This is a genomic window from Pseudolysobacter antarcticus (assembly GCF_004168365.1).
GTDB classification, from domain to species: Bacteria; Pseudomonadota; Gammaproteobacteria; order Xanthomonadales; family Rhodanobacteraceae; genus Pseudolysobacter; species Pseudolysobacter antarcticus.
This window is the reverse complement of record NZ_CP035704.1, coordinates 2,960,299-2,981,072: the sequence shown is the minus strand read 5'-3', so window position 1 is coordinate 2,981,072 and position 20,774 is coordinate 2,960,299. Positions and strand designations below refer to the sequence as shown.

The following is a 20,774-nucleotide window of genomic DNA, read 5'->3' as shown; positions in this document are numbered from 1 at the left end:
TGCATCGGCAAGTTGTACGGTTTTGCGCGCATCGTCGAGGAGCGCTTGTCCAACAAATCCTTTTTGGAAATGCTCCTGATTGCGTCGCTGCGTCGCTGCGTCGCCTGTGCGTTGTCGAGATTGGCTTGCGCTTCGCGCAACGTTTGCTCGGCCATCGGCGCCTGAACTTCGCTAAGCTGGCGCAGACGCGCCTGGGCTTGCGCAATGGCGATGTCGGCCTGATGGCTTGCGGCGGTAAGTTCGGTCGACTCGAGTTCGACCAGCAGATCACCAGCGCCAACTACCTAGCCCTCGACCACGGGTACGCGTAGAACAGTGCCGGTAATCTGCGCACCGAAATCCGCACGATTCGGCGATTCGACATGGCCGCTGGCGACGACCGATTGCACAAATTCGCGTCTGACCACAGTTTCCATTGCGGCTGACGGGCCGATCCACCAGCGCACGGCCAGCGCTATGGCCACAACCATCGATAACCCAGCGAACTGGAGTTTCCAAGGATGTTTTAAGAGGGGTGATAGGTCGCTCATTTCCATTCCTGGTGCTCGACAAATCCCTCGAATCGAGCCACGGGATCAAGAAGTACACCGGAACAGATGCTGCTAGAAATTGCCGGTCGCCCAGCAATCATCATTAGCGAATATCGCGTGATATGGGATAACAAATCGCCTTCACCGCCATTTTTCGGCGAATAGGAAACGGTGCCATGACACGATGACACCGTCCAATACATCTGTCGGCGATTACTTGCGCGATCGTGTTTGCACTTAATGACGTAGCGAGCGAAGTACGAAAAAGCCAGCGACCAGCGTCGTGGCAAGCAAAGCCAATGTCCGCAAATTTGCTGGCGTGCTGGCTTCCGCGGCTAGCGTCCTGCCCCGGTGCGCAAGGCGGTGTCCGACATCGTGCAACGTGTGTTCGATATCGTCGCGCTGTTTTCCGAGTGCTTCGGTTCCATTGTGAATACTCGCTGCGACGGCTGCGACATCGTGTTCCATGCGCTCTGTACCCTTGTGGATTTGTGCCTTCAATTCTTTGGTATTCATGGATTTCTCTCAGTTGAGTGGGGGAGGGATTTGTACTGGGTGTAACCAAGTAGGGCGGGCGTCGCGGTTCGCGCGCCGCCCCGCAACGCAGAGCTGCAGCTAGTGCAGCAAGCGTTTGAACTCGCTAACTTTGGCCTGTGAACTTTGCTCGTCAGTGGCGCTGCGATTTTCTGTGTTGCTCGCGTGATGGCCGCGATGTTCCTCAGGTGGGTAGGGCGCGGAAAACCAGTCGCTTGATAACGATCGTTGCTGACTTCGCAGTTGCGACCATTTGCCGCGTGTGGTGTTTGTACGCATATCGGTGCCTTCAAGTTTGGAAATCTATACGGCCAAATGTATTCGTATCAGCTGGTTTTGAGACTGCTGGCGTCAACTTTCTTCACGCCGCGGATGTCTTGGGCGACCCGTATCGCGAGCTCGCGCTCCGCCGTGGAATCAACGACACCCTGTAATGACACCACGCCATCGCGGGTCGTGACTTTAATGTCCAGACTATCGACGCCACGAGTGAGCATCAGCGAGGATTTTACTTTTGCGGTGACCCACGCATCTGACATGGTTGGCTGTTGATTGGCTGCCGCCGGCTGGGGCTTCATGACCGTATCGGATTTATTGACGAGCGCAAGCTCGTTCTTCACACCGACAACGCCGTCGCTCTCTTTCGCGATGCGCCCCGCCAAACTCTTTTCAACATCGCTGCTGACACTGCCGCTCAGCGTGACTTTGCCATTGTTTGTATCGATATGGATGTCCAGACCATCGGTGTTCGAATTCCACAGCAGCTTGGACTTAATCGTGGCCGTAATGGTGGCGTCTTCCACTTTCTCGCCAAAACTGCGCTCACTGCTCACGCGCTGAGGCAGCACGTAGTTGGCGTCGACGACAATGCGGTTATCCACATGCCGGATACCATCCACGCCCATCGCAATCTGTTCGGCAAGATCCTTGGCAACGCCGTCTTGGAGAGTGCCATCAAGCACGGCTTTGTTGCCGTCCACTGTCACCGAAAGATTGAAGTCGCGCAGATGCCGATTCATGCCGTAGGTGGTCATGATCTGAGCCTCGCGACGCACATCGGCGATTTGTTCGATCTTTGTATCTGCAGATTTTGGCTCCGCCGCAAACGCGCTGCCTAAGCCAGCCAGACCCAGTGTAATACTTGCGACCAGAACTATATTGCGAGCGGTGCTGTGCATGCGCTATCTCCTTAACCTCGTGAGCTGTTGAAATCCAGCGATGCAGCCATGCCAATTTCTCGGAATGTCTGCGGTGATTTGAAATTCAGGCTACGCGGAAATGGACTGCGACTCTGTGCGCCGCCGAACACACGCTTGTAATTTGTCCGTAACACCTTGCGCTGATTGTCGTTCTTTTTTCGGAATCGGACGCGCGTGTGTGGGATGACGAACATACAAAAGCGCCGCGAGCATCCATGATCAGAAAATAATTCTCAGCTGGCCATAACAATATGAACATGACATCGAAAGCCTATCTCGTGGGTGGCGGAATAGGATCATTGGCCGCAGCGGCTTTCATGATTCGGGATGGCGGAATGCGCGGTAGCAATATTTCGATACTCGAAGCGATGCCGTTGCTCGGTGGAAGTCTCGACGGCAGCGGCGATCCGGTGGCCGGATATTCATTGCGCGGCGGTCGCATGTTGACTACTGACAATTACGAGTGCACTTGGGATCTGTTCAAGTCGATTCCCTCCCTGATCACCAAGGGCAAAACGGTGTTTGAGGAGACCGTGGACTTCAACGAAAAACACCTCGCGCATTCGATGGCGCGGCTGGTTGATCGTCGTCGTGCAAAGGTCAAGGTGACATCGATGGGATTCTCGATGCAGGATCGCCTCGAATTACTCAAACTCAGCAATGCCGATGAAGATACCTTGGCAGCAAGTCGCATTACCGACTGGCTTTCGCCTCCGTTTTTCGAGACCGAATTCTGGTACATGTGGGTTACCACATTTGCGTTTCAGCCTTGGCATAGCGCCATTGAATTCAAGCGTTACCTACATCGGTTCATGCTTGAATTCTCACGCATCGACACCCTTGCGGGTGTCAAGCGAACGATCTACAACCAATACGATTCACTGGTTCTGCCGCTGCAGAAATGGCTCGATGCGCAAGGCGTGCGGCTGATCACAGGCTGCAAGGTGACCGAGCTCGATCACGCCACCGAGGATGGCAAGTTCAAGGTCAACGCAATCCATTGCCGGCGTGGTGCAGTGAGCGAAGTGATCACCGTCAATGCCGATGATCTGGTGTTTGTGCAAAACGCCTCGATGACGGATGCATCCAGTCTGGGATCGATGACCACCGCGCCGTCCAAACTCAGCAAAGCCGATAGCGAGGGCTGGGGGCTATGGGAAAAACTGGTGCAGGGCAGGCCGCAATTCGGCAATCCTGCGGCGTTCAATAGTTGTATCGCGCAGTCGTGTTGGGAGTCGTTCACAGTTACATTGAAGGACCCGGCATTCTTCGATTTGATGAGCCAATTCAGTGGCAACGAGGCGGGGACCGGTGGACTGGTAACGTTCAAGGATTCGAACTGGTTGATGTCGATCGTGCTGGCGCATCAACCGCACTTCGCGAATCAACCGGCGGACGTGCAGGTGTTCTGGGGATACAGCCTGCTGCCGGACCGGATCGGAAATTTCGTGGCGAAACCGATGGCCGATTGCAGCGGTGCGGAAATCCTCCAGGAGCTCTGCGGTCACCTGCGTTTTGACCTCGACACGGTCGAGTCGGCGAACTGCATTCCGTGCCGCATGCCTTACATCACCAGCATGTTCATGCCGCGTATGCGTAGCGATCGCCCGCTACCGGTTCCCCTCGGCACGAAGAATTTTGCCTTCATTAGCCAATTCGTCGAGATTGCGGATGACGTGGTATTCACTGTTGAATATTCGGTGCGCGCGGCACAAATGGCGGTATACGAGTTACTGGGCATCACGCGTGAAATCCCGGTAATCACGCCGCACGACAAATCACTACAAACGCAGTTCGAGGCGCTGACCAAGGCTTTCAAGTGACATGTATTTCGCGGTGAAGTGCGTTGAAGCACGAAGACCATTGGTCGGAGAATAGTTTCGTATGACATCCCTCCCAGTCCGAGGGGTCAAATGGCATCACTTGAAGCGGCAAAGCCCAACTTGACCTTGCCCTGAATTTCGTACCCCAAGCGCCTAGCCATGAGCGGGCTTGCCTGAGTGGATCAGCATGCCAGTCTCTCGAACTGTATCGGACTGACGAAGTTCAAAGTGGCGTCACGATCTCCGGATCTGTTCACATTGACGCATGAGCGATGCTGGCGCCACTGCGCATGCCCGGGCTATTGGCTGTTGGCTATTCTCCGTCTCCAGCTCACGCAGGCGCTTCGCCTCTGGTACTGTCATGTCGCCAACTTGCTGCGCACCGACACGCTGCAACGAGGCCATCTCGACAACAGCGATTTCGCTGCGGCGGCGCCCGCCGCTGGCAAGGACGAACAGCAGCAGGGCACGATCGCGAATACCAACCAGCGAGTCGTCGCACATTGCCAGCATGGCCTCCAATTCGGCCCGGGTCGCGGCGGTCTTTTTCCGTCGCTTTTCCCCGCGTTTCACCGCCGCGCGGCGCGCGCGACTGAGCAGGTGCCGAACACCTGGCTGTTCGCAGGGATTCGGTTGGCGTTTGAGTGCATCTCCGTGAAAGCACAGCGATGCGATGCACGATCGTCGCTAACAGCGGAGCGACGTCCATTTCGACAGTCAATTCGGACCCGACGGCGGGCTGCTCCCAGTGATGCGCGACTCGCTGAATATCCTGCCGGCTGCAAATCATGCGACGCAGACTGAGGTTCGGCGCTAATCAGGAACTTTTTTCCTTCCAAAACTAAGGCGCGGAAATAAAGTGTTCGCGCATTTTGCCCGTACCGACTTGGCAAATATAAGCAGGGGTCGACTTTGATCAGTTATTGACCAGCGAAAACGGCGGCCATCAGAGCGTCGCCAGAAACGTTGGGCACCGTTTGGGCAGCGTTTGGGCACCAAAAGTATAAAAGTACGCAGAGTATAAAAACGCACTTATAACCATATGAATCTATTGATGAAGTGGTGGGCGATACAAGGATCGAACTTGTGACCCCTGCCGTGTGAAGGCAGTGCTCTACCGCTGAGCTAATCGCCCACTATGATCAAAACTTACAGCAATCGCAGGACGTTGAAGTGGCAACGTCGGAACTGCATTTGCGATGGTGCCGACGAGAGGAGTCGAACCTCCGACCTACTGATTACGAATCAGTTGCTCTACCAACTGAGCTACGTCGGCTTAAGCTGGCCGCAAAGTATAGTAGCCAGATCGCCTACGTACAAGAGTGTATTTTGAGCGGTGGCGGCGGGGTTCGCGTGTTACGTGGAAGATTTCTGCCTTACCGTCAGCGATGGGCTATCGGGAAGCTGAGGCGTATCGTAAAGGTAGTCGCGAGGTAGCTAGGCTGCGGGTCTCTGTGGTGCAGCGTGTGGTCGCTGAGACCGATGCAGCAAAGCCAGCGGCTTGATCGGCCTGTTCTAGTAAAACATCCGCACAGGCAGTTCGATCCGTTCGTCACGATAGCCTTATGCAACTGGTAAACTTTCGTTCGAGTACAGCTTGAAATGAAGACGTGAAACCTAGCAGTCGCAGTCCGAAAGGCAACACCCTAGCAGCGATTGTAGCGGGACTACTGCTGTGCGGTCTGGCGGTCATTCCCTCACTAAGACATCGCACGGGTCAAACCGCCGAACTAGCCGGGGTCGTAGAGTCGGTGGGGCCAGCTCAAAGCGGCATGGGTCATATTTTCGGCGTGGCGGCAGTGAGACTCAACGATAGACGACTCGTGCAAGTAGTTGTTCCATCGGGAATGCAAGTAGCAAGCGGAACGCAAGTCGTCGTTATCGAATCAATGCAAAACTTTGGTGCGCCAAAATATGAGGTGATCGGACTACCGCCCTCACCATGAAGCCCGCTTGAGATGGAATGCTGAATCGCACAACGCTTGTGAGGCCTCTCAGCAGCTGTTGCACACAAACGCCAAATGCTTGTTCGCGATGCGAGTTCACACTCGATAACCACAGGCTTTAGGTTGCTACATTCATTGCTACATATCGTGCTACATTTGGCCTCTCTAGTTCGGAGAGGCTAAGCGCGTAAGTTGCTGATATTGCAAAATGTATCGATGATCCGAAAGATCATGGTGCCGGGGGAGGGACTCGAACCCACACATTGTCACCAATAACGGATTTTGAGTCCGCCGCGTCTACCAATTCCGCCACTCCGGCACGGAGAGGACGCGAAGTATATTCGATGCGGTGGCGCTTGTAACCACTCGGCGCCGATTTTTTTGCGCAGCGGCCGATTCTCAATGCGTGAGGTCGAGGCTGAGCTTGCGCCGATCGCGCTGATACCAGCCGTCGCCGACCGGCTGGAATACCGAGCACTCGGTCATGCTGCCGCGATAGATGTGCAGCGATACGGTGACGGCATCGGTGCTGGGATTGCGGATGGTGTGATACTCGTGCGGCGGGATCAGGCTGCCGGCGGAACCGGTGCCAGCCTGGATCGAGCCGCGTGATTCGAAACGAAAACGTTCGGCTTCGTTTTCGATGAGTTCGTACTGGGTGATTTCGAGCGCGCCGAGCCACACGCCTTCGACACACCACATGCCGGCGTGATCGTGGATGCTGGTGCCTTGACCCGGCCCCCAAGTCATCGCGATGACGCTGTAGCCGAGCTCGCGGCTGGTGTAGATTTCGCGGCGCGCGTAGTGATCGGTATAGGCTTCGAGCACACATTCCGGCAGGCGCACCGAGTCATCGCGAATCAACGTGCACAGGGTGTGGCGCAGCGTATCGGTAATCGCGTGGGTGGAATCCTGACGCACGGCGGCGTCGAGCGCTTCGATCAAATGGGTACAACCGGGAAACTCAAGAGCAAGCATGGCGATAGTCGCGAAGGTTGTTGCGGCGTATTTTACAAGCTGGCCAGGAATTGCGCGATAGCCGCGCCAAACACGTCGATCTCGACCAAAAAGGCATCGTGTCCCTGCGGACAATCCAGTGGCACAAAATCGACGTTGGCCCCGGCCGCACGCAAGCCATCGGCGATTTCCTGCTGTTGCGATAACGGGAACAGAATGTCGGTCTCGACGCCGATCACCAGTGCGCGCTCGATGCCGATTTTCAGCATGCCGTCGCTGACTTTTCCGCCGCCGTATTCGGCGATGTCGAACCAGTCGCTGGCGCGCGACAGATACAGATAACTGTTTGGATCGAAGCTGCGCGCGAAGCGTTGCGCGTGGCCTTCGAGATACGATTCGATCTGGAATTCGCTGGAGAACGCTTCATCGTGGCGCTGGTCGGACTCAAGCCGGATGCGACCGAAACGTCCGCTCCATTCCATCGCCGAGCGATACATCACCACGCCGAGTTTGCGCGCGATGCGCATGCCATTGAGCGGGTAGTGGGCATCGTCGTAACTGCCGTCGTTCCACGCCGGATCGCTGCGGATCGCCTCGCGCTGCAACGAGCGGATCGCGATCGCAAACGGCTGCGCCTGCGGCGCGGTAGAGATGCTGATATGCGCCGCGACGCTGCCAGGATGCAGCAGCATGTAAGCGAGCGAACTCATGCCGCCCATCGAGCAGCCAACCAGGCAGGCGAGTTGCTCGATGCCTAGACTTGTCACGAGCGCATGACTGGCGTTGGCGACGTCTTCGAGCGCGAGTTCGGGAAATTCCAGTCGATACAATTTGCCAGTGGCAGGATTGATCGAGGCCGGTCCGCTTGAACCGCGGCAACTGCCGAGTGTATTCGCGCAGATCACGAAATATTTATCGGTATCGATTGCCTTGCCGGGGCCGATAATGCCTTCCCACCAGCCATCGCTGGCATCGACCTCATTCGATGTCGCATGCGCGCTCGGTGACAATCCGGTGAGGATAAACACGCCATTGTCGCGCGTCGGATTCAACGTACCCCAGGTTTCGTAAGCAAGCTGCGCGCCGTGCAAGGCGCCGCCGCGTTTCATCGCAAAGGGCGAAGGCAAATCGTAATAAAGCCTGGCGTCAGCCATGAGTCGTTTTCGTTTTGGGAGGGAGTTGTGCGAGCTGCACGAAGATTCAACTTTATACTGTGCAGGACTATCGCGCCAAGCGCTATGATCTTTCCTGATATGCCTAGAACATATGCGGCTTTCGTCGCGCAGGATGTTGGGGATTTTCGCGCGAAGTATCTCGTCTTTTGCACGCGCTGAAGGTCACGCTACCATGCGCTGGAAAACTCATGAGCCTTGTGTGAAACGCTGCGGAATGCCAGAAATATTTGACGCGTGTCCACGATTTTCCCAGACGTGCGTTGTACAAGCCGCATTCCTGCGCGTGGTGTTCGCGAAAGAGTTTGCATTTCCCTCATGAATAACGACAAGGCGGATGAAATGGTACGTACGACGATGACATCAACGCAGCAAATATTGATCGTCGGCTTTCTCTGGTTTGCGGCGATATGCCTATCCACATCGTCGGTGTGCGCGCAGGGTTTTGGCGGCGGCAAAGGCGGTGGCGGGCATGGCGGCGGCAACCACGGCAATACACCGCAACAACGCACGCTGACGCCGGAGCAGGCGGCGCAGCCGATCGATACGATCTTCGGTCAATTGCAGCAACTCAAACTCGATCTGCTGCTCAAGCCCGAGCAGATCGATGCGTGGTCGGCTATGCAATACGCCATGCGCGACTGCGACGAAATCGAAAAAGCGCGCGCCCGGCGATTCACGTCCACCAGCAGTGGCGCGGCGCAGCTACCGCTGGTGTTCGTGCAGGATCTCGCCGACAACGAGCATGCGTATGCCGAGGCGTTGGCCGGCCTCGCCGCAAAGATGGAAAAACTGGTTGGCCTGCTCGATGCGCGACAACTGAAAACCTTCAACGATCGGCTACAGGCGGTCGTGCCGCGCGAGTCATTGCGCGATTCACCATGAGACGATACTGACTGTTTTTCGCGATAAGTCTGCATTGATGTTTGCCAATTCCCAACCCATCCAGAGCTCGCAGCAAGGGCCGCATGCGAGGCTGCGCGAGGTCGTGCAAAAGCATTTGCATACCGAGTTTCTGCGTCCGCCTTCGCAAGTGAGCCTGAGCGCGTTCGCTGGGCTTGCTGCAAAACTTTCGGCTTTGCCCGATCCGAAGCCACTGATACTCGATACCGGTTGCGGCACTGGCGTCAGCACACTGGCTTTGGCACGGCAGCATGCGGATTGCCACGTGATCGGTATCGATAAATCCGAGTTGCGACTGGCGCAGGGACAACGATTATTGCAGCAGCCCGGCGCACCGAAAAACGCCTCGCTGCTGCGCTGCGATCTCGGCGACTTCTGGCGGCTTGCGGCGCAGGCCGGTTGGCGCGTGCGACATCAATATTTGCTTTACCCGAATCCGTGGCCCAAGCCGGAACATCTGAAACGACGCTGGCATGCGCACCCGGTATTCCCGAGTTTGCTCGCGCTCGGTGGTACATTGGAGCTGCGTTGCAACTGGCGAATTTACGCCGACGAATTTGCGCAGGCGCTCGATTGCGCGGGCATCGTAGCGAGCGTCGAAGAATTTATTCCCGAGATGGCATTGACGCCATTCGAGCATAAATATCAGGCGTCGGCGCATACGCTTTGGCGATGCCGTGCTTTGATTCCGAATCGCTGATTTGCGCCGAATGCGTCATGCAAGATCGCATGGCCTCGGATTGATTTCAGAAGCTACCGCCTGATGCATTGAGAATGAATACGATTGCGATGGTTCTCTTAAAGGAATGGCTAGACATTGCCTTTGAGGCGCGCGATCTTCTGCCTTCCCAGTTCATCGACTTTCGCAACGCTCAAGCCGTGTGACTCGATGAAGGTGGCCACCTCAAGCCCGAGAGCTCGTTGAAGCGACATAGCTTCATCTACAAATGCATTTAGTCGTCCAAATATTGCCGACCGACCTTCGCTAGTATACAAACCTTCCCCGTCTTTATTGACCGACTTGTGAACGAGCCAATCGCGCTCTTCCTTGAACTGGGATAAGCGAGACATGACTTCCATAGGCAATGCGTTGTGCTTCTCTGCGGTACGTAAAGATGTGCCAAGCGTCGCGCGTCGATGTTTCGCAAGCAGCTCTTTTGCCTCGGCCTCAGTTACGCCTCCCGGAGCTTTGATGTCGACCTTCAACGTTAGTAGAGTTTGAAGAGCATCTTCCACGTACTGCAGATGCCAAACGCACTTGCCAATGCTGCAGTAGAGGGAATCTAGCTCATCAGGTGAGATCTGGCGGCGCATGTTTCGATTCTCAGATGCCTAGCACGGCTTATCCCGCAGCCATCGCCGTAATCAATCCCCACAAACCAAACCCCACGCTGATCACTGACGGAAACAGCGCGATCGCAAATAGCCAGCGTTTATGTGTGAGCGCCGACAACGCGAGCAACGCGATGCCGATCGAGGCGAAGGCTTCTGCGAGATCGAAACGATGATGGAAAACTTCCAGCGCTTCGTATTTCACGTCATCGGCTTCAGCCTGTTTTTTGACTTCTTCTTTTTTGCTGTCTTGTTCTTCGGCGAGCGCTTTGTATTTGGCGATGGCGTCGCTGTATGCCTGTTTGTTTTCGGCAGCAGCGCCAAGTACATCGAGGCTGAGCTGGGTCTGCGTGGCGAGCGCGACTTCATGGCGCAGATTGCGCGCCTGATAAAATCCCCAGTCGTCGATCTTCTGCGCGCGCGCCTGCTGCATGCCTTGCAGCACGTTATCGTCCTTGACGTGGCACAGCGCCATGAACGTGGCGAGCAATGCCACGCTGATAGCGACGAACGCCTGCAAGCGACTGGCGGCCTCGGCGTGATGATGGCCTTCAATGCCTTCGAGCGGATTCAGTTCCATGACATGCCTTGTGTGCTGAGGTTTAAAAAAGTTTCAGAAGTATGGCGTCATCGCCGTCGCGGGAGCGCTAAGCTTTTATCAGGGTACGACCTGATCGATGCTCAATTCAATCCCCTCTTTCTGCGTGATCGGCAGCGGTTTCGATAGCGTCTGCAGATCGCCACTTTGCGCGATGGCATTGCCGGATTTCGAGATGCGCGCGCCAACCACGACTTGCGGAAACAGCGAGAGTTTCATGCTTGGCATCATCGCCATGCTGTCATCGAGCGTGATCGTGATCGGCAATTGATCGGCACGCAGGCGCTGGATCGCGAGCGGCATCGGCGGCCCGCTGACGGCCTTGGCGTAGATAAACAAGGTGGCGCCGGGCGCCAGTTGATCCTTGAGTTTTGCATCGAGCACGACATGCACCGTGAGTTTTGGCGCGACCGCATTTGCCGTCGTGTTTTCTGTAGCGGATGGCTTAGTCGCCGTGGAATTTTTTGCCGGCTCGCCTATTGCTGCGGGCGCTGGTATCGCAGTGCCGGACAACTGCGACTGCGCTTCGGCGATCTGTTGCTTTACCGAATTTGCGACTTCGGAATCCTTCGGCAGCAAAACCAGCAGGCCGTTCCAGGTCGCAATCGCGCTGGCAAATTTCCCTTGCTGATAATCGCCGATACCGAGCAGCCAGAGGCCACGCTGATTCTGCGGATCAAGCTTGAGCGCGCGTTCGAGCAATACACGCGGCTCGCCACCGATATGCCGCGATTCGCTCGCAAGTGCCAGCGCCTCGGCGTATTCGATCATCGTATCGGGCTGCTCCGGCTGCAGATCGCTCGCGTGCTTGAGCGCGTCGCGCGCCTCGGCAAACCGCTCGGTACTTTTGTAGGCGCGACCGAGCAAGGTCCAGCCTTCGGCATCGTCGGGTTTCAGTTGCAGTTTTGCGGCCAGCCCAGCGATGGCTTGCTGCATGTCCGCAGCTTGCGCTTCGGGCGAATCGGTGGCGGGCTTGCTTAGTGCCGCGACCGCTTGCGCATCGAGTGCGAGCGGTTGGCCGAGGATGCGATACAGCACGATCGCACTGGCCGGCAACAGCAGCGCGACCACGAGAATGGCAATCTGCGCGGCGCGCGAACGCGGCACGGATTTCGGTTCGAGCGCGCTCAGCAATTCCTGCGCGAGCACTTCGCGTTTGCTCGTATATTCCTGCGCGCTGATGATCTCGTTGGCGCGCGCGTCGTCGAGCACTTTCAAGCGACGTCGCGCCAACGTGGCGGGATCCACATTCGCCTGCCCGCTGCGCACCAGCGGAATGAGCACGCAGGCCAGCGCGAATATCAGCATCAGCGCGGCGATTACGACAAATAAAGTCACTACCAATCTTCCTCGGACGCGGTGGTGGTGCTGACGACGACGGCCTGGCGCGCACGGCGGCGCACGATCAGCAGCAAGGCAAAACCGCCGGTTATCAACGCGGCGAGCGGGCCGAACCAGAGCAGCAAGGTGCCGCCTTTGAGCGGGGGATCGTACAGCACAAAATTGCTGTAGCGATCGGTCAGAAAGGTCTTGATCTGCTCATCCGATTGCCCGGCTTGCATCATCGCAAACACTTTCTGGCGCAGGTCTTTGGCCACGCCGGCTTGCGAATCGGCGAGGCTTTCGTTCTGGCACAGCGGGCAGCGCAACTGTTTGGTGAGCAACTGAAATCTCAGCTCTTCGGCGCGATCCTTGAACGGCAGCGGATCGATCGCCTGCGCCGAACTGCAGCACAAAACCAGCGCGAGCAATAACAGCGTCAGGTACGGTTTCATGGTGTGGCGCTCGACGATAATTTTGCGATCATCGGCTTGAGTTCTTGCTCGATGATCTGCGCTGTGAACGGGCCGATGCGCTTGTAGCGAATCACGCCGCTCGCATCGACCAGAAAACTCTCCGGCGCTGCGTACACGCCGAAATCGATTGCGACGCTACCCGGCAAATCGGCAATCGTCAGCGCATAGGGATTGCCGAATCGCGCCAGCCAGCGTTTCGCATCGTCGGGCTGATCCTTGTAGTTGTAGCCGATCAGTTTCACGCCGAGTTGCGGTGCGTATTGCGTCAACACCGGATGTTCCTCCTCGCAGGCGACACACCAGCTGGCGAATACATTGAGCAGATACGGCTCGCCACGCAGTGATTGTTCACTTATGGATTTTTGCGCATTGTCCAGAAGTGGAAGTGTGAACTCGGGCGCGTGTTTGCCGATCAGCGGCGACGGAATTTCGTTGGTTTCGTGATATTGATTCCACCAGATGCCGAAGCCGAGCAGGGCGAACAGCGCAAGAAAACCGAACAACGGCAGCAGGCGGCCCATCAGGCGTTTGCCTCGACGATAATGATCGGCGAGGCTGGTTTTGTGACCTCGGCCAGTGGCGGTTCCGGCAGCGTGCGGAAACGTCGATCGGTCGCCGCGACAAATCCGCCGAGCATCATGAATAACGCGCCGAGCCAGATCCAGCGCACGAACGGCTTGATGTAGACACGCACCGCCCACGCGCCATCGCCACCGACTGATTCGCCGAGTGCGACATAGATATCGCGGGTCAGGCCAGGATCAATCGCCGATTGCGTCTGGATCTGCGAGCCGCGCGCGTACTTGCGTTTTTGCGGTTTCAAGGTGCCGACAATCTTGTCATCGCGCAGGATGCTGATCGTGCCTTCATCGGCGCTGTAGTTCGGGCCGGTGGTATGTGTGACGCCATCGAAGCGGAACGTCATCGCGCCGATCGTCACAGCTTCGTGCGGCGCCATGCGCAGGTCTTTTTCGATGCTGGTCGATTCGGTAACAAGCACGCCAGCGAGAAACAGGCCTATGCCGAAATGCGCGAAAATCATGCCGAGCATTTCCGGCGTGTAGCGTCGTCCGGCCGGTTGTTGACGCCAGCGTTGTGCGGCATACAACAACGTGCCGCCGCAAATCCACAATGCTGCCGCAATGCCAGCGATAGCTTTGAGCGGCATACCGCTACCAATCACCGCGGCCGCAATCGACGCGATTACGGCCAGGATTAGCGCCGGTCGCAAGCTGCGCAAACTGGCAGCAAGATCAGCTTTGCCCCAGCGGAAAAACGGTCCGAACGGCACCAGCAAAACCACCGGCAACATCAGCAGCGTGAACATGAAACCGAAGTACGGCGGGCCGACCGAAATGCGGCCAACATCGAGCGCATCGCCGATCAATGGATACAAAGTGCCGATCAGCACCATCGCCGCGGCGACCACAAACAATAGGTTGTTGATCAGCACGAGTGTTTCGCGCGAAGCCGCCGCGAACATTTTTCCGCCGGCGACTTTCGGCGCGCGGATCGCGTAGATCAGCAGCGATCCGCCGACCACGGTGCCGAGAAAGACCAGGATGAACAGGCCGCGTTTCGGATCGCTCGCAAACGCATGCACCGAGGTGAGCACACCCGAGCGCACGAGGAAAGTACCGAGCAACGACAGCGAGAACGCGAAGATCGCGAGCAGCAAAGTCCACGCGCGGAACGAGCCGCGTTTTTCCGTCACGGCCTGCGAATGGATTAGCGCGGTGCCGACCAGCCACGGCATGAATGAGGCATTCTCGACGGGATCCCAGAACCACCAGCCGCCCCAGCCGAGCACGTAATAGGCCCACCAGCTGCCGAGCGCGATACCGAGCGTGAGAAATGCCCACGCGATATTCGTCCACGGCCGTGCCCAGCGCACCCAGCGTGTATCGAGCTCGCCGCCGAGCAAGGCCGCGATCGCAAACGCAAACGCGACCGAAAATCCGACATAACCGGTGTAGAGCATTGGCGGATGCATGATCAGGCCGGGATCCTGCAGCACCGGATTCAGGTCGTTGCCATCGAGCGGAATCGGCAGCGCGCGCGCGAACGGATTCGAGGTGAGCAGCGTGAACAGCAGAAAGCCGAGGCTGATGAATCCCATTACGCCGAGCACGCGCGAAATGAAATCCTGCGGCAACTTGCGGCTGAACGCGGCCACCGCCACAGTCCAGATATTCAGGATCAGCAGCCACAACAATAGCGAACCTTCGTGCGCGCCCCACACGGCAGAAAAACGGTAGTACCACGGCAACAATGAGTTCGAATTTTGCGCGACGTAGGCGACAGAAAAATCCTGCGTGAGAAATGCGTAAGTCAAAATCGCAAACGCGAGCACGATAAATATCGCTTGCCCGGCAACGGCAGGACGCGCCACCGCCATCAGTGCGCGATTCTGCAATGCCGCGCCGATAATCGGCAGCACGCATTGCGCAATCGCTAGCAGCAGCGCGAGGATCAGCGCAAATTGACCGAGCTCAGGAATCATTGCGCGCCACTCGGTTTTCCAGCTGCGGCATTCGCGGTCTTGGCTTTGGCGATGGCATCGGCGACTTCTTTAGGCATATAGGTTTCGTCGTGTTTGGCGAGCACTTGGGTTGCGACGAATTTTCCGTTTGTATCGATCTTGCCTTGCGCGATGATGCTTTGGCCTTCGCGGAACAGGTCGGGCAGGATGCCGGTGTATTCGACCGCTTGGGTGTTGAAGCGATCAGTCACGACGAAGTCGATTTTCAGCGATGACGTATCGCGCTGCAGCGAATTTTCCAGCACCACACCGCCGAGGCGGAAGTTCGCGCCGTTCGGCAAATGCTGGGCGCGGATTTCGCTTGGCGAATACAGATACGTCATGTTTTCCTGCAGCGCCATCACGGTCAAACCTGTGGCAACACAGACCGCGCCGAGGACGAGGCTGATAACGATCAATCGACGTTTGCGGGTCGGCGTCATGGTGTATTTCTGCGCGCTTGTTGGCGTCGGAACTGGCCGCGCAAACGGATCAACAATTGGCGTCGATACAGCAGCGGTACGAGCGCATCGAGCAGCAATACGAAGACGAACAGCGCATACGAAATCCAGACGTAGTTGCCATAACCGCCCATCGCGAGCACATCAGACATTGCCACGCTCCTCGGAAATTTCGCCGGCGTTCGATGCGGCCGGCTGCACCAGTTGACGCACCCAATCCTTGCCCGATTCGAGTTCAATCAATGCCACGCGCGAACGTGCCAGCAGACTCGCGAAAAAATACAAATGGGTCGCTGCGGCCATCAGTAGCAACGGCGCGAGCATGCTCGCATCGATATGCGACGGACCGAACAAACGCACGGTCGAACCTTGATGCAGCGTATTCCACCATTGCACCGAAAAATGCACGATAGGTACATTGACCACACCGATCAACGCGAGAAACGCCGCTGCGCGTGCGGCCTGTCGTTTATCCTCGATCGCGTTGTACAAACCGAGCACGCCGAGGTACAAAAACAGCAGTACGAGTTCGGAAGTGAGGCGTGCATCCCAAGTCCACCACGTGCCCCACATCGGCTTGCCCCAGAGTGATCCGGTGAGCAGCGTGATGAAGGTGAATGCGGCGCCGACCGGCGCGCTCGCCATCGCCAGAACTTCGCTGAGCTTGATGCGCCAGACCAGTGCGATAAAACCGTTCAGCGCCATGAATCCATACGCGAACAGGCTCATCCACGCGCACGGCACATGCACGAACATGATGCGATATGAATCGCCTTGCTGGTAATCCGCCGGCGCCAGAAACAGGCCGTCGTACATGCCCCACGCCGCGAGTACGAGCGTGACCACATATAGCCACGGCAACACGCGCCCGGCGATGCGGTAGAACGTGGGCGGCGAACCCATTTTGTGGAACCAGAGGGCAAGAAAATTCATTGGCGTATTGATCGCGACATGAGCGCTGAGCGGGTTGGCGACGCGGCGGCGCGATGCAGTCTACTTCTGTGCATCGCTATATTCTTTGTGCCATTTTTCAATGTAGTCGCGCAACGAACCGTCGCGCGGTGTGATCAGGTCAGCCACCGTCCAGCATGAACTCGGCGCATTGCGTTCGAGTTTCAGTTCGGCCGATTGTGGCAATTTTTTGGTCTTGCCGAGTTCAAGCATGTAACTCATGCGCACTGATGCTGCGTTGGCACTGCTGCTGGAAAGTTTGAAATCGATTGGTTTGCCGATCTCGCCATCCTGCGCGCTGGTCCACGGATTGGACTCGATCGCGCAAATCTCGCCATCGCTACATTTGTGATCTTTTTCGAGGGTTGCGAGCAAACGCGGTGCGAGCAGATCTTTTATTGCGGCAGAATCGGCGTAATAAAAATCCTGATGTTTTTCATAAAATGCCTTGGCGAAATCGACACCGTCGCCCTGAATGCATTTGGCCTGCGTTATAACGCTAAAAAAACAGATGCAGAATATGCCGGAAATTATTTTAGCAATACGTATCATGGCAAACTCTGGATGATCAGGATAGCGAGATTTTCAGCGCCGCAGCGCTCGCCAGCGGTGCCAGCACCAGGCTCAAGCTCAAGCCCGCGCCTAGCCACAATAATGGCGCCGTGTGCGGCAATCCGGCTTGTACCGCGCTGCACGCACCGGCGGCGAATATCAGCACCGGCACATACAGCGGCAACACCAGCAATGACAAAAGCATACCAGAGCGACGCATGCCGACCGTCAGCGCCACGCACATCGCGCCGATCAGGCTCAGCAATGGCGTCGAGAGCAATAAAGTCATGAGCAAAACCGGCAGCACATTTTCCGGCAAATGCAGCAGTTGCGCCAGCAACGGTGTGACCACGATCAGCGGCAGTGCGGTGGTCAGCCAATGCACCAGAATCTTGCAGCCGAGCAGCAGAGACAACGGCTGTGGCGCGAGCACCAGTTGTTCCAGCGAGCCGTCTTCGAGATCGCTGCGAAACAACGCATCAAGCGTGAGCAATCCGGACAACAGCAGCGCGACCAGAATTACGCCCGAGGCGATACGCGCGAGTTGCTCTGGCTCCGGGCCGAGCGCGAACGGAAACAGACTTGCCACCATGATCGCAAACAGCACCGGATTGAGCGCGTCACCGCGTCGCCGCCATACCAGCAGCAGATCGCGTTTTATGAGCGCGGCACAAGCGGCGGAAGTCGAGCCCGGGCGCATCAATGCCGCAACTTTATGCGGCGCGGCGTGCCGGACGTGTAGGCATACGCGCCGTGACTCGTCAGCAGTGCGGCGCCGCCTTCGCGTGCATGCCGGTCGAGCAGGCGATTGACCAGCTCGATGCCGTCGCGATCGAGGTTGGCGTAAGGTTCATCGAGCAACCACAATGAGGCCGGGACGAGTAGCAGGCGGGCGAGGGCGACGCGTTTGCGTTGTCCGGCCGAGAGCAAGCGCACCGGAACTTCTTCGAAACCTTGCAGGCCGACACCTGCGAGTGCGGTGGTCGGCGACAGGCGCGGACGCAAACCGCCGAGGCCGATCGCAAACGCCAGATTTTCCAGCGCCGAGAGTTCGAGTTTGAGGCCGAGCAAATGCCCTAGCAGCGCCACCTGATGCGATAGTTTTGCGAGAGTCAGCGGATCGCCATGCAGACGAATCTCGCCATCGCTCGGCGGCAGCAGGCCGGACAAAACTTTCAGTAGCGTCGTTTTTCCCGCGCCGTTATCGCCTTCGATCAGCACGATTTCGCCGGCATGCATGACAAAATCCAGCGGGCCGAAAATCGGCTCGTCGTTGCGTAGAAAACGCAAGGCGCGTGCTTCAAGCAGGGGCGGGGACAGAGGCGGATCGATGTGTGGCATAAGCGCCGACATGCTACCGACAGACGCGTTGTTCCACCACAAATAATTTACTGTAATGTCACGCGAAAGCCGTCATTTCTGCCTGCGCTGAGGCGCTTTTCAACAACGAAGCTGGTCAATGACAAGCGCAGGCGACCTCGGCTTCCGGGATTTTTGCTTTCGTCATAGTATTTTACGCTTCGCGAGGCAGATCCTTGCAAGCCAGATTGACCGCAAAAAGCCAGGCTGTGATACTGCAAACTCAAGGGGATTCATTCGTCAATTTGGGGAAATCAAATGATAAAACGCTATCTGCTATCGGGTCTTTTTACTTCAGCGCTGGTCGCCGGCGGCGCGCTTGCTGCCTCGCAGCCTGCAGTGGGATGGACTAACGCTTCGCCGACACCCAATGGCGGCTCCCCTCAGAGTACCTGCGCGGCATTCAGCAGCTTGTCGGCTACCTTCACCGCTGCGCCTGGCGCTACCAATGGAATAATAGGTTTGCCGCAATTGAATGACTCCTACACGATCAGTGTCAGCGGGCCGGGTACGGGTAGCTTTCGCATCGTTGGCGATGGCGCCGGTGTCGTGACTTATGCAGGTCCGGCCAGCGTTCCTGGAACCCTGACCTACACCGTGACTAATCCGGTTCCGCCCAGTGGAGCGCTTGGCGCTGGTTATTATTTTGATTCCGGATCAGGCACCGTCACCTTGACTGCCTCTTGCGGTACGGTCAGCCAGTTGCCCTCGATTAGCACATGGGGAATGAGTCTGATGGCGTTGCTGCTGGCAGTCGGCGGCGCGGTGGCGCTCACTGCGGTAAACAAACGCCGTCAAGCTTAGCCTGCAGCCGCAGCAGGAGTGTGTTGTCGCTCCTGCTGCCCAAGTGATTGTGGCAACGTTGGTTTGCCACAATCATTCTTGCTCAAACTGCGTAATCTGATCGAGATAACTCTGCGCCTTGTTGAGGCTGACTCCCGCGGCGCCGTGTTCGACGCGCTTCGCAATGGTGGGGCGCGTCGCGATCCAGCGGTACCCGCCATAAGTCAGCAGCAGTCCGACGATGCCGATACCGGTGCCGATCGTCAGTAGTTCCGGCGCGTTGAGAAACAGGTCGGTGTCGAATTTCGACTTGAAGAATATTTCTATGAACGGCATCCAGATCAGCCACCACGGCAGGCCGATCAACAAGCCGCCACGCACATAGACCTTGCGCAACTGGGCGAGTTGGCGTTGGATCAGCAGCACCGGTGCGGCGTAGTCGATGCGAGCAATCATTGCTTGCATCGCGGCGCCGAACAGAATCATCGCGATACCGTAGATATGCACGATCAGTCCTGCAATCAGCAGGTGCGGTACATCACGATGCTGACTCCAAAACCCCGCAGCCCAAAGCGCGATCAACGCACCGACGATCATCTGCAATGCCTGTCCCCAGACCAGCGGACGCAGGCGATGACGCGCCTTGTCGAGTTTGTTTTTCGTGTACATTTGCAGGCTCAGCGCAGCCTGCGTTTCGAGGCGGCGGTCTAGCGTAAGCCACGCGGTTTTCATATCGTCAAGTTCCATGAAATCTGCTCCAGTAATGGTGGGATGATTCACGCGATGTGCTCGCGGATGCGTTGTTTCAGTCGATTGATCTTGGTCGCGACATTGGTTTCGCTGATGCCGAGAATCTCGGCAATATTGCGATAGCTGCGCTCCTCCAGATACAGCAGCAACAGCGCGCGATGCAGTGGATCCTGCTGCTCGATAAAGGCTTGCAGCGCGCGCACGTTTTCGTCGGTTTCATGTACGCGTGTGCTGTCGTCGATCGCGATATCGATGCTTTCGTCGAGCTCGATCGCATGTCGCTCGCGTTGGATGTTGCTGCGCACGAACGAGATCGCGACGTTCAATGCGATGCGATACATCCAGGTCGAAAATGCACGTTGCTCGTCGTAATCGGGAAAGGCTTTCCACAGTTGTGCGCAGATTTCCTGCGATACATCGCGGCGATCTTCGCCATGCCGACAGTAGGTATTGGCGACCTTGAACACGATCTTGCGATGCTGTTCGAGCAGCGTCTGAAATCGGTGTTGCAGCGTGGCCGTGTCCATCGTCAGTGGTAAATCCTGCAGTTTCATGGCTGTGACAATTTTATCCGTTGGTGTTGCTGCCATGATTCGCGGCAGCGCGG

General features: G+C 57.1%; 25 protein-coding genes and 3 tRNA genes. 5 read left to right on the top strand and 23 right to left on the bottom strand.

Annotated elements, in window-relative coordinates; translation table 11 throughout:
* Positions 1 to 125 precede the first annotated feature (125 nt).
* Positions 126 to 311, top strand: a complete 186-nt coding sequence (locus ELE36_RS12760) for a hypothetical protein (RefSeq protein WP_129833874.1) — start codon at positions 126 to 128, stop codon at positions 309 to 311.
* Here ELE36_RS12760 and ELE36_RS12755 read toward each other — a convergent pair.
* From ELE36_RS12755 to ELE36_RS12745, 3 genes are all read right to left on the bottom strand, one after another.
* Positions 285 to 470 (bottom strand): hypothetical protein, encoded by a 186-nt coding sequence (locus tag ELE36_RS12755; RefSeq protein WP_129833872.1) that lies wholly within the window; start codon positions 468 to 470, stop codon positions 285 to 287. The two genes, ELE36_RS12760 and ELE36_RS12755, sit on opposite strands and share 27 nt — an antisense overlap.
* Before the next feature lie 297 nt (positions 471 to 767).
* Positions 768 to 1,046 (bottom strand): hypothetical protein, encoded by a 279-nt coding sequence (locus ELE36_RS12750; protein WP_129833870.1) that lies wholly within the window; start codon positions 1,044 to 1,046, stop codon positions 768 to 770.
* Positions 1,047 to 1,390: 344 nt separating this feature from the next.
* Positions 1,391 to 2,242: a BON domain-containing protein gene (locus ELE36_RS12745; protein WP_129833868.1), complete on the bottom strand. Its 852-nt coding sequence runs from the start codon at positions 2,240 to 2,242 to the stop codon at positions 1,391 to 1,393.
* 272 nt (positions 2,243 to 2,514) lie between these two features.
* Between ELE36_RS12745 and ELE36_RS12740 the strand changes: the two genes are divergently transcribed.
* Positions 2,515 to 4,086, top strand: coding sequence for an oleate hydratase (locus ELE36_RS12740; RefSeq protein ID WP_129833866.1), 1,572 nt, complete (start codon positions 2,515 to 2,517; stop codon positions 4,084 to 4,086).
* Between the two features lie 234 nt (positions 4,087 to 4,320).
* On the opposite strand, the gene ELE36_RS21190 is transcribed toward ELE36_RS12740, so the two are convergent.
* The 6 genes from ELE36_RS21190 to metX form a co-directional block, all read right to left on the bottom strand.
* Positions 4,321 to 4,659 carry a hypothetical protein gene (locus tag ELE36_RS21190; RefSeq protein WP_207215772.1) on the bottom strand — a complete coding sequence of 113 codons (339 nt, stop codon included), beginning with the start codon at positions 4,657 to 4,659 and terminating at the stop codon, positions 4,321 to 4,323.
* Between the two features lie 487 nt (positions 4,660 to 5,146).
* Positions 5,147 to 5,221: transfer RNA gene (locus ELE36_RS12730), tRNA-Val, on the bottom strand.
* Between the two features lie 65 nt (positions 5,222 to 5,286).
* A tRNA-Thr gene (locus ELE36_RS12725) sits at positions 5,287 to 5,362 on the bottom strand.
* Positions 5,363 to 6,264: 902 nt separating this feature from the next.
* Positions 6,265 to 6,351: transfer RNA gene (locus ELE36_RS12720), tRNA-Leu, on the bottom strand.
* 80 nt (positions 6,352 to 6,431) lie between these two features.
* Positions 6,432 to 7,010, bottom strand: coding sequence for a cysteine dioxygenase family protein (locus ELE36_RS12715; protein WP_129833864.1), 579 nt, complete (start codon positions 7,008 to 7,010; stop codon positions 6,432 to 6,434).
* Positions 7,011 to 7,042: 32 nt separating this feature from the next.
* Positions 7,043 to 8,143: a homoserine O-acetyltransferase MetX gene (gene metX / locus ELE36_RS12710; protein ID WP_129833862.1), complete on the bottom strand. Its 1,101-nt coding sequence runs from the start codon at positions 8,141 to 8,143 to the stop codon at positions 7,043 to 7,045.
* Positions 8,144 to 8,479: 336 nt separating this feature from the next.
* On the opposite strand from metX, the gene ELE36_RS12705 reads away from it, so the two are divergent.
* Positions 8,480 to 9,046 (top strand): hypothetical protein, encoded by a 567-nt coding sequence (locus tag ELE36_RS12705; RefSeq protein WP_129833860.1) that lies wholly within the window; start codon positions 8,480 to 8,482, stop codon positions 9,044 to 9,046.
* Between the two features lie 37 nt (positions 9,047 to 9,083).
* Complete coding sequence (gene trmB, locus ELE36_RS12700) at positions 9,084 to 9,764, top strand: tRNA (guanine(46)-N(7))-methyltransferase TrmB (protein WP_129833858.1); 681 nt, start codon at positions 9,084 to 9,086, stop codon at positions 9,762 to 9,764.
* A 110-nt stretch (positions 9,765 to 9,874) separates the two neighbouring features.
* Here trmB and ELE36_RS12695 read toward each other — a convergent pair whose 3' ends face one another.
* The 12 genes from ELE36_RS12695 to ccmA all read right to left on the bottom strand — a co-directional run bounded on the left by ELE36_RS12695 (position 9,875) and on the right by ccmA (position 18,616).
* Entirely contained in the window at positions 9,875 to 10,378 is a 504-nt protein-coding gene (locus tag ELE36_RS12695) for a hypothetical protein (protein WP_129833856.1), read from the bottom strand.
* A gap of 28 nt (positions 10,379 to 10,406) precedes the next feature.
* Complete coding sequence (locus tag ELE36_RS12690) at positions 10,407 to 10,976, bottom strand: DUF4337 domain-containing protein (RefSeq protein WP_129833854.1); 570 nt, start codon at positions 10,974 to 10,976, stop codon at positions 10,407 to 10,409.
* Positions 10,977 to 11,054: 78 nt separating this feature from the next.
* Positions 11,055 to 12,332: a c-type cytochrome biogenesis protein CcmI gene (gene ccmI, locus ELE36_RS12685; RefSeq protein WP_129833852.1), complete on the bottom strand. Its 1,278-nt coding sequence runs from the start codon at positions 12,330 to 12,332 to the stop codon at positions 11,055 to 11,057.
* Positions 12,332 to 12,769 (bottom strand): cytochrome c-type biogenesis protein, encoded by a 438-nt coding sequence (locus ELE36_RS12680; RefSeq protein WP_129833850.1) that lies wholly within the window; start codon positions 12,767 to 12,769, stop codon positions 12,332 to 12,334. The genes ccmI and ELE36_RS12680 overlap by 1 nt, the downstream gene beginning before the upstream one ends.
* Positions 12,766 to 13,311, bottom strand: coding sequence for a DsbE family thiol:disulfide interchange protein (locus ELE36_RS12675; protein ID WP_129833849.1), 546 nt, complete (start codon positions 13,309 to 13,311; stop codon positions 12,766 to 12,768). Before ELE36_RS12675 ends, ELE36_RS12680 begins: the two co-directional genes overlap by 4 nt.
* Positions 13,311 to 15,293, bottom strand: a complete 1,983-nt coding sequence (locus ELE36_RS12670) for a heme lyase CcmF/NrfE family subunit (protein ID WP_129833848.1) — start codon at positions 15,291 to 15,293, stop codon at positions 13,311 to 13,313. The genes ELE36_RS12675 and ELE36_RS12670 overlap by 1 nt, the downstream gene beginning before the upstream one ends.
* On the bottom strand, positions 15,290 to 15,754 hold the full coding sequence (gene ccmE, locus ELE36_RS12665) for a cytochrome c maturation protein CcmE (RefSeq protein ID WP_129833846.1): 465 nt from the start codon (positions 15,752 to 15,754) through the stop codon (positions 15,290 to 15,292). Before ccmE ends, ELE36_RS12670 begins: the two co-directional genes overlap by 4 nt.
* The gene (ccmD, locus tag ELE36_RS12660) at positions 15,751 to 15,924 is read right to left on the bottom strand and encodes a heme exporter protein CcmD (RefSeq protein ID WP_129833844.1); all 174 of its coding nucleotides are present in this window, start codon (positions 15,922 to 15,924) and stop codon (positions 15,751 to 15,753) included. The genes ccmE and ccmD overlap by 4 nt, the downstream gene beginning before the upstream one ends.
* Positions 15,917 to 16,705, bottom strand: coding sequence for a heme ABC transporter permease (locus ELE36_RS12655; RefSeq protein WP_129833842.1), 789 nt, complete (start codon positions 16,703 to 16,705; stop codon positions 15,917 to 15,919). Before ELE36_RS12655 ends, ccmD begins: the two co-directional genes overlap by 8 nt.
* A 60-nt stretch (positions 16,706 to 16,765) precedes the next feature.
* Positions 16,766 to 17,275 (bottom strand): hypothetical protein, encoded by a 510-nt coding sequence (locus ELE36_RS12650; RefSeq protein ID WP_129833840.1) that lies wholly within the window; start codon positions 17,273 to 17,275, stop codon positions 16,766 to 16,768.
* A 16-nt stretch (positions 17,276 to 17,291) separates the two neighbouring features.
* Positions 17,292 to 17,975, bottom strand: coding sequence for a heme exporter protein CcmB (ccmB, locus tag ELE36_RS12645; protein ID WP_129833838.1), 684 nt, complete (start codon positions 17,973 to 17,975; stop codon positions 17,292 to 17,294).
* Positions 17,975 to 18,616, bottom strand: a complete 642-nt coding sequence (gene ccmA, locus ELE36_RS12640; RefSeq protein WP_242512261.1) for a cytochrome c biogenesis heme-transporting ATPase CcmA — start codon at positions 18,614 to 18,616, stop codon at positions 17,975 to 17,977. Before ccmA ends, ccmB begins: the two co-directional genes overlap by 1 nt.
* Positions 18,617 to 18,892: 276 nt before the next feature.
* On the opposite strand from ccmA, the gene ELE36_RS12635 reads away from it, so the two are divergent.
* The gene (locus ELE36_RS12635; protein ID WP_129833834.1) at positions 18,893 to 19,438 is read left to right on the top strand and encodes a hypothetical protein; all 546 of its coding nucleotides are present in this window, start codon (positions 18,893 to 18,895) and stop codon (positions 19,436 to 19,438) included.
* Positions 19,439 to 19,510: 72 nt separating this feature from the next.
* Here the strand turns inward: ELE36_RS12635 and ELE36_RS12630 are convergent, their stop codons facing one another.
* Both ELE36_RS12630 and ELE36_RS12625 read right to left on the bottom strand, forming a co-directional pair.
* Complete coding sequence (locus tag ELE36_RS12630; protein ID WP_129833832.1) at positions 19,511 to 20,164, bottom strand: hypothetical protein; 654 nt, start codon at positions 20,162 to 20,164, stop codon at positions 19,511 to 19,513.
* A gap of 29 nt (positions 20,165 to 20,193) precedes the next feature.
* Positions 20,194 to 20,721, bottom strand: a complete 528-nt coding sequence (locus tag ELE36_RS12625) for an RNA polymerase sigma factor (protein WP_242512260.1) — start codon at positions 20,719 to 20,721, stop codon at positions 20,194 to 20,196.
* Positions 20,722 to 20,774: the final 53 nt, after the last annotated feature.

What these genes read in the sequence shown, in the direction of transcription:
- ccmA (WP_242512261.1), bottom strand. Translation starts at nt 18,616, where the DNA reads ATGCCACACATCGATCCGCCTCTGTCCCCGCCCCTGCTTGAAGCACGC.
- ELE36_RS12695 (WP_129833856.1), bottom strand. Translation starts at nt 10,378, where the DNA reads ATGCGCCGCCAGATCTCACCTGATGAGCTAGATTCCCTCTACTGCAGC.
- ELE36_RS12635 (WP_129833834.1), top strand. Translation starts at nt 18,893, where the DNA reads ATGATAAAACGCTATCTGCTATCGGGTCTTTTTACTTCAGCGCTGGTC.
- ELE36_RS12650 (WP_129833840.1), bottom strand. Translation starts at nt 17,275, where the DNA reads ATGATACGTATTGCTAAAATAATTTCCGGCATATTCTGCATCTGTTTT.
- ccmB (WP_129833838.1), bottom strand. Translation starts at nt 17,975, where the DNA reads ATGCGCCCGGGCTCGACTTCCGCCGCTTGTGCCGCGCTCATAAAACGC.
- ELE36_RS12755 (WP_129833872.1), bottom strand. Translation starts at nt 470, where the DNA reads ATGGTTGTGGCCATAGCGCTGGCCGTGCGCTGGTGGATCGGCCCGTCA.
- ELE36_RS12630 (WP_129833832.1), bottom strand. Translation starts at nt 20,164, where the DNA reads ATGGAACTTGACGATATGAAAACCGCGTGGCTTACGCTAGACCGCCGC.
- ELE36_RS12745 (WP_129833868.1), bottom strand. Translation starts at nt 2,242, where the DNA reads ATGCACAGCACCGCTCGCAATATAGTTCTGGTCGCAAGTATTACACTG.
- trmB (WP_129833858.1), top strand. Translation starts at nt 9,084, where the DNA reads ATGTTTGCCAATTCCCAACCCATCCAGAGCTCGCAGCAAGGGCCGCAT.
- metX (WP_129833862.1), bottom strand. Translation starts at nt 8,143, where the DNA reads ATGGCTGACGCCAGGCTTTATTACGATTTGCCTTCGCCCTTTGCGATG.
- ccmE (WP_129833846.1), bottom strand. Translation starts at nt 15,754, where the DNA reads ATGACGCCGACCCGCAAACGTCGATTGATCGTTATCAGCCTCGTCCTC.
- ELE36_RS12680 (WP_129833850.1), bottom strand. Translation starts at nt 12,769, where the DNA reads ATGAAACCGTACCTGACGCTGTTATTGCTCGCGCTGGTTTTGTGCTGC.
- ELE36_RS12750 (WP_129833870.1), bottom strand. Translation starts at nt 1,046, where the DNA reads ATGAATACCAAAGAATTGAAGGCACAAATCCACAAGGGTACAGAGCGC.
- ELE36_RS12625 (WP_242512260.1), bottom strand. Translation starts at nt 20,721, where the DNA reads ATGAAACTGCAGGATTTACCACTGACGATGGACACGGCCACGCTGCAA.
- ELE36_RS12675 (WP_129833849.1), bottom strand. Translation starts at nt 13,311, where the DNA reads ATGGGCCGCCTGCTGCCGTTGTTCGGTTTTCTTGCGCTGTTCGCCCTG.
- ELE36_RS12690 (WP_129833854.1), bottom strand. Translation starts at nt 10,976, where the DNA reads ATGGAACTGAATCCGCTCGAAGGCATTGAAGGCCATCATCACGCCGAG.
- ELE36_RS12740 (WP_129833866.1), top strand. Translation starts at nt 2,515, where the DNA reads ATGAACATGACATCGAAAGCCTATCTCGTGGGTGGCGGAATAGGATCA.
- ccmD (WP_129833844.1), bottom strand. Translation starts at nt 15,924, where the DNA reads ATGTCTGATGTGCTCGCGATGGGCGGTTATGGCAACTACGTCTGGATT.
- ELE36_RS12670 (WP_129833848.1), bottom strand. Translation starts at nt 15,293, where the DNA reads ATGATTCCTGAGCTCGGTCAATTTGCGCTGATCCTCGCGCTGCTGCTA.
- ELE36_RS12715 (WP_129833864.1), bottom strand. Translation starts at nt 7,010, where the DNA reads ATGCTTGCTCTTGAGTTTCCCGGTTGTACCCATTTGATCGAAGCGCTC.
- ELE36_RS12655 (WP_129833842.1), bottom strand. Translation starts at nt 16,705, where the DNA reads ATGAATTTTCTTGCCCTCTGGTTCCACAAAATGGGTTCGCCGCCCACG.
- ELE36_RS12705 (WP_129833860.1), top strand. Translation starts at nt 8,480, where the DNA reads ATGAATAACGACAAGGCGGATGAAATGGTACGTACGACGATGACATCA.